Below are 11,966 nucleotides of genomic sequence, written 5' to 3'. Positions count from 1 at the left end.
AACTTTTAAGACTTATTCGAAATTAGTTTTTCCAAAGGCTCTATCTGATAATCCTGGGCGGCGAGACTCTGAATAATTTCGGAGAGTGCTTTTACAGTTGAAGCTGTAGGATGCATAAGGATGATCGCGCCGTTGTGCACCCTCGTTAAAACTCGCGAGGTGATCCATTCCGGTGGAGGTTTTTGCCAGTCCAGGGTATCAACGGTCCAGAGGATCGTCCGGTGATTTAACCTGCGGGCTGCTTCTAAGACAACTTCGTTGTATTCTCCATAGGGGGGAGCAAAAAATTTAGTTTTCCTTTTTGTGAGATCATAAATAATTTCCGCAGTTTGCGCAATTTCCTTGATGTTGTCTTCCAGATTTAAATTGTTCACATGGGGATGAGAAAAACTGTGATTTCCAATTTCGTGCCCTGCTCTGGCGACTTTCCGGACCAGTTGGGGGTTGTTCCTGGCCCAGCGTCCTGTTACAAAAAATGTTGCTTTAATTTTATGTTTATCAAAAACGGCAAGCATTTGAGGAAGGTGCTCTTCCCCCCAGTCTACGTTCACCGTGAAGGCAACAGATTTTCTTGCGTTGTTTCCCTGATAAATTGGCCTCCTGTCGAGAAAGGTTTTTTCCGCGGAGTGGTTGGTTAACACATAAAGACCCGAACAGAAAGCTACAAACATAAAAAAAAGAGGAAGCGCCTTCCGCCTGATGCGGTAAAAGAAAAACAATTCTTCTCCCTCCCTCCGATTCTCTAAAATTATATATTCGGAAGGAGAGATAGATATTAAAAGGTAGCATCAAAATAAAAAATAAACCGATTTTTTTCGGTTTATTTTTAATATTTTTCTGATTTATTCTTTTCTGATTTGTTTCGAAGGCTTCTAATTGCTTCTTTGCGGGATAAATTGATCCGGCCCTGTTTATCGATTTCGATTACTTTGACGAGAATTTCGTCCCCCTCTTTAAGTACATCTCTTACTCTGCTTACTCTGCGTTCATCTAGCTGGGAAATGTGGACAAGACCCTCTTTTCCTGGCAATCCTAAGACGCCTGGAATAATTTCTACAAAGGCCCCGAAATCCATGAGGCGCACTACTTTGCCCATGTATATTCTTCCTACTTCAACATCCTGGGTAAGGCATTCAATAATGTGCACTGCTCTCTGACCGGATTCTGCATCTGTTGCTGCAATAAATATTCTCCCGTCATCTTCGATGTCGATCTGAACTCCTGTTTCCTCGATGATCTTGCGAATCGTCTTTCCGGCAGGGCCGATGACGTCCCGGATTTTGTCGGGATCGATCATCATCGTAATAATGCGCGGGGCATAAGGAGAAAGTTCCTTTCGGGGTTCAGGAATCACCTCGAGCATTTTTTCGAGAATGAATAACCTTCCCTCTCTTGCCTGGTCAAGCGCTTGCTGTAAAATCTCTTGAGAGACACCTTTGACCTTAATATCCATTTGGAGGGCGGTAATTCCCTTTCTTGTTCCTGCCACCTTGAAGTCCATGTCTCCAAGCGCATCTTCGATTCCCTGGATGTCGCTTAAAATGGCAAACCGGTTGTTATCGGAGTCAGTGACAAGGCCCATCGCGATTCCTGCTACAGGCGCCGAGATGGGAACTCCAGCATCCATTAATGCCAGAGTGCTTCCGCAAACGCTTGCCATTGAGGTGGAACCGTTGGACTCAAGAACTTCGGATACAAGGCGAATCGTATAGGGGAACACATCTTCCTTTGGTAAAACGGGTTCCAGTGCCCTTTCGGCAAGGGCTCCATGCCCGATTTCCCGGCGCCCCGGCCCCCGGATTGGCCTTGTTTCTCCTACACTGTAAGGAGGAAAATTGTAATGGTGCAGATACCTTTTTGATTCCTCAACTCCTAAATCATCCAAAATCTGCTCATCGCTCACAGCTCCAAGCGTTGCTACTGTGAGGACCTGGGTTTGTCCTCTTGTGAAAAGACCGCTCCCGTGGGTGCGTGGCAGAATGCCGACCTCGCAGGAGATTGGTCTGATCTCCGCCAGACTTCTCCCGTCGGGGCGAGTTCGTTCCTCGAGAATCATTTGGCGGACGGTTTCTTTAAGGACCTTCGTAAATACTTCCTTAACGGCTTTTATCTGCTCGGGATAAATTTCGGAGAAATAGGCGGCGGTTTCTTCTTCTAATTTGTCGATGGCTTCCTGCCTTGCGAGTTTATCGGGATTTCTCACTGCAGCGGAAATTTTATCGGCAAGATAGGCGCGCACTGCTTCCTCTATTTCTGGTTCCACCTTGTAGACCGGGATGACCAGTTTCTCTTTTCCTACCGCTCGCACAATTTCTTCCTGAAATTTGATTGTTTCCTGAATTATCTGATGCCCGAACTCTATTCCCTCAAGGATTACATCTTCAGGAACTTCCTTCGCGCCGGCTTCAACCATGAGAACTGCTTCTTTTGTGCCGGCGACTACAAGATGCATTTCACTTTTTTCTGACTGGGCGAGGGTAGGGTTGATGACAAACTCTCCATCTACCCTTCCTACAATGACGCCTCCTATTGGGCCTGCAAAGGGAATGTCGGAAATGGAAAGAGCCGTGGAAGCCCCAAGCATTGCTGTGATGTCGGGAGGGCAGTCCTGATCGACGGATAATACCGTTGCTACAACCTGAACATCATTGCGAAATCCCTCTGGAAAGAGGGGGCGAATCGGGCGATCAATAAGCCTTGCAGTTAAGATGGCCTTCTCGCTTGGGCGCCCTTCCCTTTTTATAAATCCTCCCGGGATTTTTCCGACTGCGTATAAACGTTCTTCATAATCTACCAGCAGAGGAAAGAAGTCGATTCCCTCCCGCGGCTCTTTTGAAACTGTTGCCGTAACCAGAACCACTGTATCGCCGTAACGTGTCAGCACTGCGCCATTGGCCTGTTTGGCTACCTTGCCTATTTCCATGCTTAGAAGACGGCCGCCAAGAATCATTTGGAATGTTTTGTGCATGATCTACCTCCTGTTACCAAAGAAATAACTTTTTGGGTATTAATCGTGTGGTTACTCTAGATTTTTCCTGGTCTATGTTTTGGATTCATCGTTTAACTGTTAATGCAACTTAAGAATAATTATAGAGCGGTGAACCGCTCTCTTTTTGAATTACCGGCGCAAGCCAAGCTTCTCAATAATGTTCCGGTATCTGAAGGAATCTTTTTCCTTCAAATAATTTAAAAGAGCGCGCCTCTGGCCTACCATTTTGAGGAGGCCTCTTCGTGAATGAAAGTCCTTCCGGTGGACTTTAAGGTGTTCGGTCAGGTAATTGATTCTTTCTGTTAGAAGGGCAATCTGGACTTCAGGAGAGCCGGTATCCCGTTCATGAATTTGATATTTTTGAATTATTTCTTTTTTGACCGTAGGGCTGAAAACCAATTCGATACCTCCCTGTTGTTAAAGATTCTATGCTACTTGTATTTTACTTGCCGATAATTGTGATTACAAGGCGTCCGGCAGGAATGTCCTTGACCACCAGGTCAAACATCCGGCCCGACTTTGCAAAGAAACCGCGGAACCTTGCAGCACTTGGGACCTGTGCAGGAATTTCTCTTGCAGCCCGGATGATGTCATCAATTGTGATTTTTTCTTGACGGAGGTCATTTAACCTTTTTTTCGCGTGTTCGGTAATAATAACCTTCATCAACAATCTGCTCCTCGCCCTAAACCCTGAACTGACGCAAATTCAGCTCCTCCTGGGCGATCAGCGCGTAGAGAGCATCTTGAAAAGCAAGAATTGAGGCATGTTCTGCACCACAGTCGGCATAAATTATTTCCAGTTCTTTTTTTAGAGCGAGGAATTCCTCACTCATGCAAATATGGGAAATTCGCTGCACAATTTTTTTGAGATCCTGGTGATACTCGTCGATCACCGGAAGTCCCAAATGGATTCCCCCTTAATTTTCTTAATTTTATTTATTAATCCTATCTTATCACAGTTTAAACCTTCTGTAAATCTTCACTTCACGGCTGCAGTTGGCCTTATCCATTACAAAAATATACGGAAGAGACGGGGCGATTATACCTGTTTTTTTGGCAGGAAAGCGCAGGAATTTCCCTGCTTTTCGAAAATGGAAATGGCGTTTTGGATGTCTTCTTTGATTTGCTGAACCAGTTCCTGAGTGTTGTTGAATTTTTGTTCATCTCGCAGTCTCTGATACAGTTCCACCTCAATTTCTTTGCCGTAGGCAAGCCCCCGGTAGTTTAACAAATGTGCCTCAATAGTTTTTCTGCTTGTATCATCAAAGGTAGGGCGGTAGCCGACATTTACAATTGCCGGGTAGTATTTTCCCTCCAGGTAGGCGCGCCCCGCATAGACTCCGGAACCGGGAACAATCAGGTCAGGCGGTAATGCAATGTTGGCGGTAGGGAATCCAAGCGACCTCCCTCGTTGGTTTCCCTGAACTACAGTTCCTTTTATGACTGGCCAGTATCCCAGCAATTGCCTGGCCCAGGTAATATTGCCTGCCTCCAGGGCGGCCCGAATTGTGGTGCTGCTCACCAGGGTGCCCTCCACCGTGGTAGGAGGAATAACGGCAACGAGAAAATTAAATTTCCTTCCATAGCGAACAAGGAGTTCAGGTGTACCTTGAGCGGCCCGTCCGAACCGGTAATTGAAACCAACGTAAACTCCAAATACCCTGAGTTTATTAATTAAAATTTCCTCGATAAATTGTTCAGGGCTGAGCAGGGCCAGATCCTCGTTGAAAGGAATAATAAAAGCCGCTTTAATGCCCAGCAATTCAAGCAATTCAATCTTTTTGTTAAAGTCGAGGAGCATTTTCGGCGCTTTTTTGGGGTCCAGGATTTTTAAAGGATGGGGATGGAGAAGGAGAACGGCCGGGACTGCTTTTATCTTGCAGGAAAATTTAACCATTTCCCTTAACAGATGCTGGTGTCCAAGGTGAACGCCGTCAAAGTTGCCAAGGGCCACAACGAGCTTTTTATCCGGGAAAGGCACTGGATCCAACTTTTCAATCACCTTCATGACCACGAACCCCTTTTTAATTTTTCTGCTTTTGCCAGAATTGGAAGACCTTTTTTGGTTTGTAAAACCAGTTTCCTCCAGGGCGGCTTTGATGCTCCCCTAACGCAAGAAAAATGCCATTGGGTGCATAGAGACGAACAAGGGGAGGCAGATTGGTATTGCCAATTCCTCCCATAATTCCTGAAGGGGCAAGAGGCAAGCCGTTAACGATATTACGTATCGCCTGCTCCTTAACCGTGAAAGCAGGCAAATCCTGTAAAGCATAATCTACGGGAAGAAGAAAAGAGCAATCCCCTTTTTCCCAAAGCTCCTTAATTTCTTCTAGCGTAAACGCCTTTTCGAGATGGAAGGGTCCACTTGCAGTCCGGATTAAAAAAGAAAGGTAGGCGCCAAAGGTCAACCTTTCACCGACTTCGGCACAGATGCTTCTTACGTAAGTTCCTTTTGAGCATTCGATGTCGAATAAAATTCGGGGATATGGATGTTGATTATCGACGCGAAGAATTTCAAATGAGTAAACCGTAACCTTGCGCGGCTTGCGTTCCACTGTTTTTCCCTGCCGCGCCAGTTCATAGAGCCTCTTTCCCTGGCAGTGAACTGCTGAAACCATCGGCGGAACCTGCTTGATTTCTCCGGTTAAACTTTTGAAAATTTCTTCGATTTGTCTGGGCTCCACCTGAACCGGGGCATGTCTGAAGGTAACTTTTCCTCCTGCATCGAATGTTTCGGTACGAATTCCGATCACCATTTCCCCGCGGTAGCGCTTGGGCTTCTCCATCATGTATTCCGCGACCCGCGTTCCCTGCCCCAGGCAGATCGGCAACACTCCAGCAGCACCGGGATCAAGTGTGCCGGTGTGACCCACCTTTTGGGTATGGAATAATTTCCGCAAGTACAAAACCACGTCGTGAGAGGTGATACCCGGGGGCTTCAGCACATTAATCAAGCCATCCATTTGTTTTACTTCCCTCCCCTGCTTCGGGTTAGGAATGCTTCTGTTGCCTGAATAACCCTTCTTTCCACTTCTTTTAAAGGGCCCCGGATTGTGCAGCCTGCCGCCCGTTCGTGGCCACCACCTCCAAAAAGGGCAGCAAGTTGATTAACATTCAGGAAGTTTTTTGAACGAAAGCCGACTTTGATTTCGTTCTCGGCGAGTTCTTTAAAGAGAATTCCAACTTCCACCCCGGCAAGAGATTTGGGATAATCAATAAACCCTTCACAATCTTCAATCTTGCCGCCAACTTCCTCGAGAAACTTTTGAGAAACTGTCATCCAGGCGGTCAGACCGCTTTCACTAACCGACAGGGTGCCGAGGCTTTTTTCCAGCAAGCGAAGGCTTGTTAAAGAGCGGTTTTCGTTTAAAAATTGCTGAATTTTCTCCTGGGCGGCCCCTAACTCCAGGAGAGTTGCCGCCGTCCGGTGGCAGCCGGGCGTTGTGTTTTGATATTGAAAGGAACCTGTATCTGTTGCCAGAGCAAAGTAGAGATTTGTAGCCACATCCGGGGTAATTTCAACTCTCATCACTGTAAGAATTTTGAATACAAGTTCTCCGGTTGCTGCAGCAGCGGGATCCACCACGTTGATGTTTCCGAAATTGGTATTGCTGATATGGTGATCGATGTTAATTATCTTTTTGCATTTCCTGAGAATCTCTTCAAGGTCCTTTCCGGCCCGGTTTATTTCTGTGCAGTCAAGAACGACACCCACATCGTAGACCTGCTTTTTTAAATTGCAGGGGAGTTGGACGAATTCGCTTCCCGGGAGAAACTGGTAGTTCCCGGGCAGGGGATGGGGAGAAACCATTTCCACTTTTTTATTTAATTTTTTAAGTGCCAGGCCAAGGCCGAGCAGAGAACCCACCGCATCCCCGTCGGGGTTGAGATGGGTGGTAATCAGGAACTCACCGGATTCCCGAAGGATGCTTGCTGCTTCTTCATCGGTCTTCACGAGTCCCCGGCCTCCCTTTTGTTTGCAACCTCGCGCAGAATTTGAGAAATCTTGATTCCCCGCTGGATTGAAGGATCGAAGCAAAAGGAAAGCTCGGGGAGGTACCGCACGCGAATTCTTTTTCCAAGTTCCGCCCGGATAAAGCCGCTGGCCTTCTTCAAGCCCTCCAGGGTTTTCGCCTGCTCTTCCTCAGATCCAAATACGCTCACGAACACCTTGGCATGGCGCAGGTCCTTTGAGACCTCTACATCCGTAATGCTGATAAACCTGCTGATGCGGGGATCCTTTAATTGGAGCCGGAGAATGTCTGTTACCTCTCGCTTGATTTCTTCTGCAAGCCGACTTGGACGAAAGTTCACTTTGCTTCACCCTTTTTAAGTATGGAGCACCCTCTTGACCTCTTCCACAGTATAGACTTCCAGGATATCACCCTGTTTCAGATCCTGGAATTTGTCAAACCCGATTCCACACTCATGGCCCTGGGCTACTTCGCGGACATCGTCTTTGAACCGCTTAAGGGAAGAGATGCTCCCGTCGTAGATTACCATGCCGTCACGAATGACGCGGGCCTTGCTGTTTCTGGCCACTTTTCCTTCCGAAACGTAGCACCCCGCAACTATACCTACCTTCGGAATGCGGAAAGTTTCTCTCACCTCGGCCCGCCCCAAAATAACCTCTTTTAATTCAGGCTCCAGGAGCCCCTCCAGAGCAGCTTTGATATCGTCAAGGGCTTCGTAAATAACGCGGTAAAGCCTGATTTCTACCTTTTGTTGTTCGGCAGCCTTTTTTGCATTGCTGTCAGGCCGCACGTTAAAGCCGATAATCAAACCATTGGAGGCGCTCGCGAGCATGACATCCGTTTCTGTGATGGCGCCTACGCCGGAATGAATGAGGTTAATCCTCACTTCCGGGGTATTCAATTTGGTAAGCGCCTGGGTAAGGGCTTCCACCGAGCCCTGAACATCGGCTTTAACAATGAGGTTTAGTTCTTTTACTTTTCCTTGTTGAATCTGTTTAAAGAGGTCTTCCAGGGTAATCTTACCGGGGGCTGAAACATCCTGCTGCCGCTTTTGTTTGATTCTTTCTCCTACAATCTGGCGGGCCAGTTTTTCGTCCTGGACCACATAGAAAGAATCACCCGCGTTGGGTACCTCCGAAAGGCCCAGAATTTCCACCGGAGTGGATGGAGTGGCCTTTTTTATCCTCCGGCCCTTGAAATCCATCATTGCCCTTACTCTTCCGTGGGCAGTGCCTGCCAAGATGTAGTCACCAACTTCGAGGGTCCCTTTTTGGATTAACACCGTGGCTACCGGTCCCCTGCCTCTATCCAGCTGAGCTTCAATGACGGTTCCCCGCGCCGGACGCCGCGGATTGGCTTTCAATTCCTCCATTTCGGCGACAAGTAAGAGCATTTCCAGGAGCTGGTCCAGGCCTTCCTTCGTGACAGCAGAGACGGGAACGCAAATCGTATTCCCTCCCCATTCTTCGGGAACAAGACCGTGTTCGGCAAGCTGCTGCTTTACCCGGTCCGGATTTGCCTGGGGTTTGTCGATTTTATTGATTGCAACTACAATTGGAACTCCGGCTGCTTTTGCGTGGTTGATTGCCTCCACGGTCTGCGGCATTACACCATCATCTGCTGCTACGACTAAGACGGCTATATCGGTAACCCTGGCCCCCCGCGCCCGCATTGCAGTAAAAGCTTCGTGACCGGGAGTATCTAAAAAGGTGATTTTCTTGCCTTTCAACTCAACTTGATACGCTCCGATATGCTGGGTAATCCCTCCTGCTTCGGTTGCAGTAACATTAGTTTTGCGAATGGCATCGAGCAGAGAGGTTTTCCCGTGGTCCACGTGACCCATTACTGTAATAACTGGCGGTCTCGGTTCAAGGTGTTCTTCCGGATCGGGGGTATCCTCCAGAATCGTTTCCAGCCCTGCGCTTTCTTCTTCGGCTTCAACTTCCACCCCGAATTCTTCTGCAACCAGAATTGCCGTTTCGCTATCGATTTCCTGGTTCAGGGAGGCCATTACCCCCAGTTCAATTAGTTTCTTCACTACTTCACTCCCGTTAATCCCCAGACGATCGGCCAGTTCTTGAGGTGTAATCGTATTTCCGATCGTAATTTTTGCGGGTTGAAGTTCGCCAGCGGTTCTGTTGGCTCCTTTCCTTCTGCGTTTTCCTAAAGACTTGCGGGAGGAAATTGTCACCACTTTGGAAAGGAGCTTGCGCTGGCTTTGCTCTTGAGAACGCCGTTGCTCTTCTTTGCGGGCTAAAGTCCGCCTCCGGTATTCGTCCCGATCAAACCTGGATTTTTCCGTAGCCTGAGGTTCAGGCTTCCTCTCGGGTTTCTTTGGAGACTTCGCCTGAGTACTTTTGCCAAAAATCTTTTTAACTCTTCTAACTTCTTCGTCCTCCAGGGTGCTCATGTGGTTTTTTACCGTTAGCCCCATTTGATGTAAACGGGCAAGAAGATCCTTGCTGTTCATATCCAATTCTTTTGCTAGCTCATGGACACGGGTTTTTGCCATCAAATCACCCCCATTTTAACAGGTTTAATTGAGATCTTGCTTCTTTTTAAGGATTCCGTTTCCGTATTTTAGAATCTGTTGGGCAAAATTTTCACAAAGAACTGCCCAGATGCAAGAGGATTGACCAAGATACTTGAGAAATTCTTGTCTGGATCCAAACTCAAGATAAGGTACCTGCTCCGTAAGGCAGGCTTTAATCACCTTCTCTCTGTTTCTTCCTGCGTCTTCTGCAAGAATTATCAGCCTGGCTTCTTTATGAGCAAGGGCGTGGAGGCAATTGGTAATTCCGGAAGTAAGCTTGCCTGCCCGCCTTGCAAGACCAAGTAAGGAAAAAAGGGACTTCATTTTACTTCACCTGAAAGCATTTTTTTAAGTTCCTCCAAAACCTCTGAGGGCAGCTCTACACGCAAGGCTCTTTGGAGTTGTTTACCTGCAATTGCAGCATCCAGACACTTTAGGTCCCGGCAAATATAGGCACCCCGGCCGGATCTCTTTCCGGTTGGATCAATCACTACGTGGAGATCGGGTGTCCGTACAATTCTGATCAATTCCCTTTTCTCTCTGGTTTGTTGACAACCCACACAGATGCGTTGGGGAATTTTTTTTGTTTTAGGCATCGGAGAAATTCACCTCATGTTTTTGCTCGACTTCCCGGGTAGTTTCTTGTTCAGCTGCCTGCTCAATATAGTTATTGCTTTCCCGAACCTGAGACTCGCTTTTGATGTCAATTTTCCAGCCTGTGAGGCGCGCTGCCAAACGCGCGTTCTGCCCTTCTTTTCCGATAGCCAGTGAAAGTTGAAAATCGGGGACGATTACCTTTGCGACTCTTTCGCTTTCGTTTATTTCTACTGAAATAACTTTCGAGGGACTTAAAGCATTGGCAACAAAAACTTTCGGATCGCTGTCCCACTTTACGATATCAATCTTTTCTCCCCGGAGTTCGTTCACGATCGTCTGGACGCGCATTCCCTTGGGCCCCACACAAGCTCCGACCGGATCCACGTTTTCGTCTCTGGAATGCACGGCGATTTTTGAGCGGGCGCCTGGTTCCCGGGCGACTGCCTTCAATTCGACGATGCCCTCATAAATTTCGGGAACCTCCAATTCAAAAAGGCGCTTGAGCAGTCCCGGATGGGTCCGCGAAACTAAAATCTGGGGGCCCTTGGTGGTTTTTTTAACTTCGACAACATATGTTTTAATGCGCTCCCCGCGGTTGTATTTTTCCGTAGGGATTTGTTCCGCTGGTGCAAGAAGGGCCTCGGCGCGGCCTAAATCTATATAAACATTTTTCGCTTCATGTCGCCGGATCACACCCGTAACGATGTCTCCTTCGCGGCTTAAAAACTCTTCATAAATAAGCCCCCGTTCCGCCTCCCGGATTCTCTGGACAACTACCTGCTTTGCTGTTTGAGCTGCGATCCGTCCAAAGTTCTGGGGGGTTACTTCGACTTCGATCACATCGTTCAAGTTTACCCCAGGGTTTATATTTTTAGCTTGTTCAAAGTCAATTTCAAGCCTGGGATCCGCAACTTCCTCCACGACGGTTTTTCTGGCAAACACCTTGATTTCTCCTGTTTCTCTTTCAATTTCAATCCGGGCGTTTTGAGCCGAACCAAAATTTTTTCGGTATGCGGAGAGAAGGGCAACTTCAATTGCTTCTAAAAGGGTTTCTATTTTAATTCCCTTTTCCTTTTCGATATCTTTTAGAGCATTGATAAATTCAATGTTCACGCTTCATTCACCTCCCTTATCAATTATTAAAAACTAGAATACTTTAAGTTTTGCCTGACTGATTGCTTCATACGGAATCATGAAATCACCCTCATCTGTCTGGAGAATTACCTGATTATCCAGATAATCAACAAGAACACCTTGAAAGTTCTTTTTACCCTGAACCCTGTTGTGTGTTTTTAAAGAAATCCGGGAACCGCGGTAGCGAAGAAAATCCTCAGGTTTCCGTAACGGCCTTTCAATGCCGGGTGATGAAACCTCCAGGATATAATGATGAGGAATGAGATCCAGTTCATCCAACCTCGAACTTAGAAAGTTGCTGATATTTTCGCAATCCGCTAGCTGAACACCACCCGGTTTATCTATAAAAATTCGCAGAAACCAGTTTTTTCCTTCCTTGCGATATTCTACATCGATGAGTTCGAGCGCGCTGTCGGTTAGAAAGGGCTCCAGCAGTTTTGCTATTGTTTCGTAAAATTCAGTTTTTTTCAAGAAAAACCCTCCGATCTGAAGTTACGAAAAAATAATTATTGATAATATGAAAGAGTGGGCAAAACCCACTCTGTCCGCACAACCTCCCCAGAGCATTTAAAGTACTGCAAGAGTGCTTTCTAACACGAATTATAACAAAAGATAAACATTTCTGCAACAAACACCTGGAACCCTGAAACAATTAAAATTCCCCATCCGTAAGCAAAGATTAATATTCCAGCAATTTCGAAAGGGTCGTTGATTCCGGCAGGCTCAGAGGTGAACCTTG

14 protein-coding genes are annotated in these 11,966 nt (G+C 47.0%); all 14 read right to left on the bottom strand.

Annotated features, from left to right (window positions below):
- Positions 1 to 5: 5 nt before the first annotated feature.
- Entirely contained in the window at positions 6 to 671 is a 666-nt protein-coding gene (locus HPY58_01130; GenBank protein NPV28262.1) for a polysaccharide deacetylase family protein, read from the bottom strand.
- A 155-nt stretch (positions 672 to 826) separates the two neighbouring features.
- Positions 827 to 2,968 carry a polyribonucleotide nucleotidyltransferase gene (locus HPY58_01125; GenBank protein NPV28261.1) on the bottom strand — a complete coding sequence of 714 codons (2,142 nt, stop codon included), beginning with the start codon at positions 2,966 to 2,968 and terminating at the stop codon, positions 827 to 829.
- Between the two features lie 150 nt (positions 2,969 to 3,118).
- Positions 3,119 to 3,388, bottom strand: coding sequence for a 30S ribosomal protein S15 (rpsO, locus tag HPY58_01120; GenBank protein ID NPV28260.1), 270 nt, complete (start codon positions 3,386 to 3,388; stop codon positions 3,119 to 3,121).
- Positions 3,389 to 3,431: 43 nt separating this feature from the next.
- Complete coding sequence (locus HPY58_01115; GenBank protein NPV28259.1) at positions 3,432 to 3,653, bottom strand: hypothetical protein; 222 nt, start codon at positions 3,651 to 3,653, stop codon at positions 3,432 to 3,434.
- 19 nt (positions 3,654 to 3,672) lie between these two features.
- Complete coding sequence (locus HPY58_01110) at positions 3,673 to 3,894, bottom strand: hypothetical protein (GenBank protein ID NPV28258.1); 222 nt, start codon at positions 3,892 to 3,894, stop codon at positions 3,673 to 3,675.
- Positions 3,895 to 4,028: 134 nt separating this feature from the next.
- Positions 4,029 to 4,997: a bifunctional riboflavin kinase/FAD synthetase gene (locus HPY58_01105; GenBank protein ID NPV28257.1), complete on the bottom strand. Its 969-nt coding sequence runs from the start codon at positions 4,995 to 4,997 to the stop codon at positions 4,029 to 4,031.
- Between the two features lie 16 nt (positions 4,998 to 5,013).
- The gene (truB, locus tag HPY58_01100) at positions 5,014 to 5,952 is read right to left on the bottom strand and encodes a tRNA pseudouridine(55) synthase TruB (protein NPV28256.1); all 939 of its coding nucleotides are present in this window, start codon (positions 5,950 to 5,952) and stop codon (positions 5,014 to 5,016) included.
- Positions 5,953 to 5,957: 5 nt separating this feature from the next.
- Complete coding sequence (locus tag HPY58_01095) at positions 5,958 to 6,944, bottom strand: bifunctional oligoribonuclease/PAP phosphatase NrnA (GenBank protein ID NPV28255.1); 987 nt, start codon at positions 6,942 to 6,944, stop codon at positions 5,958 to 5,960.
- Complete coding sequence (gene rbfA / locus HPY58_01090; GenBank protein ID NPV28254.1) at positions 6,941 to 7,303, bottom strand: 30S ribosome-binding factor RbfA; 363 nt, start codon at positions 7,301 to 7,303, stop codon at positions 6,941 to 6,943. The genes HPY58_01095 and rbfA overlap by 4 nt, the downstream gene beginning before the upstream one ends.
- A 15-nt stretch (positions 7,304 to 7,318) precedes the next feature.
- Positions 7,319 to 9,475 carry a translation initiation factor IF-2 gene (gene infB / locus HPY58_01085; protein ID NPV28253.1) on the bottom strand — a complete coding sequence of 719 codons (2,157 nt, stop codon included), beginning with the start codon at positions 9,473 to 9,475 and terminating at the stop codon, positions 7,319 to 7,321.
- A gap of 24 nt (positions 9,476 to 9,499) precedes the next feature.
- Positions 9,500 to 9,820 (bottom strand): 50S ribosomal protein L7ae, encoded by a 321-nt coding sequence (locus HPY58_01080; protein ID NPV28252.1) that lies wholly within the window; start codon positions 9,818 to 9,820, stop codon positions 9,500 to 9,502.
- A complete protein-coding gene (locus tag HPY58_01075) occupies positions 9,817 to 10,092 on the bottom strand; it encodes a YlxR family protein (protein ID NPV28251.1) in 276 nt (91 codons plus the stop codon). Before HPY58_01075 ends, HPY58_01080 begins: the two co-directional genes overlap by 4 nt.
- A complete protein-coding gene (nusA, locus tag HPY58_01070) occupies positions 10,085 to 11,206 on the bottom strand; it encodes a transcription termination/antitermination protein NusA (GenBank protein NPV28250.1) in 1,122 nt (373 codons plus the stop codon). The genes HPY58_01075 and nusA overlap by 8 nt, the downstream gene beginning before the upstream one ends.
- Positions 11,207 to 11,239: 33 nt before the next feature.
- Positions 11,240 to 11,698: a ribosome maturation factor RimP gene (locus HPY58_01065; protein ID NPV28249.1), complete on the bottom strand. Its 459-nt coding sequence runs from the start codon at positions 11,696 to 11,698 to the stop codon at positions 11,240 to 11,242.
- Positions 11,699 to 11,966: the final 268 nt, after the last annotated feature.

The organism is Bacillota bacterium (genome assembly GCA_013177945.1).
Classification (GTDB): domain Bacteria; phylum Bacillota; class DSM-12270; order Thermacetogeniales; family Thermacetogeniaceae; genus Ch130.
Note: the sequence above shows the minus strand (reverse complement) of the source record. Positions and strands in the feature narration are given on the sequence as shown.

Coding starts and splice junctions, on each gene's coding strand:
- truB (NPV28256.1), bottom strand. CDS start 5,952: ATGGATGGCTTGATTAATGTGCTGAAGCCCCCGGGTATCACCTCTCAC.
- HPY58_01130 (NPV28262.1), bottom strand. CDS start 671: ATGTTTGTAGCTTTCTGTTCGGGTCTTTATGTGTTAACCAACCACTCC.
- HPY58_01125 (NPV28261.1), bottom strand. CDS start 2,968: ATGCACAAAACATTCCAAATGATTCTTGGCGGCCGTCTTCTAAGCATG.
- HPY58_01105 (NPV28257.1), bottom strand. CDS start 4,997: ATGAAGGTGATTGAAAAGTTGGATCCAGTGCCTTTCCCGGATAAAAAG.
- HPY58_01115 (NPV28259.1), bottom strand. CDS start 3,653: ATGAAGGTTATTATTACCGAACACGCGAAAAAAAGGTTAAATGACCTC.
- HPY58_01080 (NPV28252.1), bottom strand. CDS start 9,820: ATGAAGTCCCTTTTTTCCTTACTTGGTCTTGCAAGGCGGGCAGGCAAG.
- infB (NPV28253.1), bottom strand. CDS start 9,475: ATGGCAAAAACCCGTGTCCATGAGCTAGCAAAAGAATTGGATATGAAC.
- HPY58_01075 (NPV28251.1), bottom strand. CDS start 10,092: ATGCCTAAAACAAAAAAAATTCCCCAACGCATCTGTGTGGGTTGTCAA.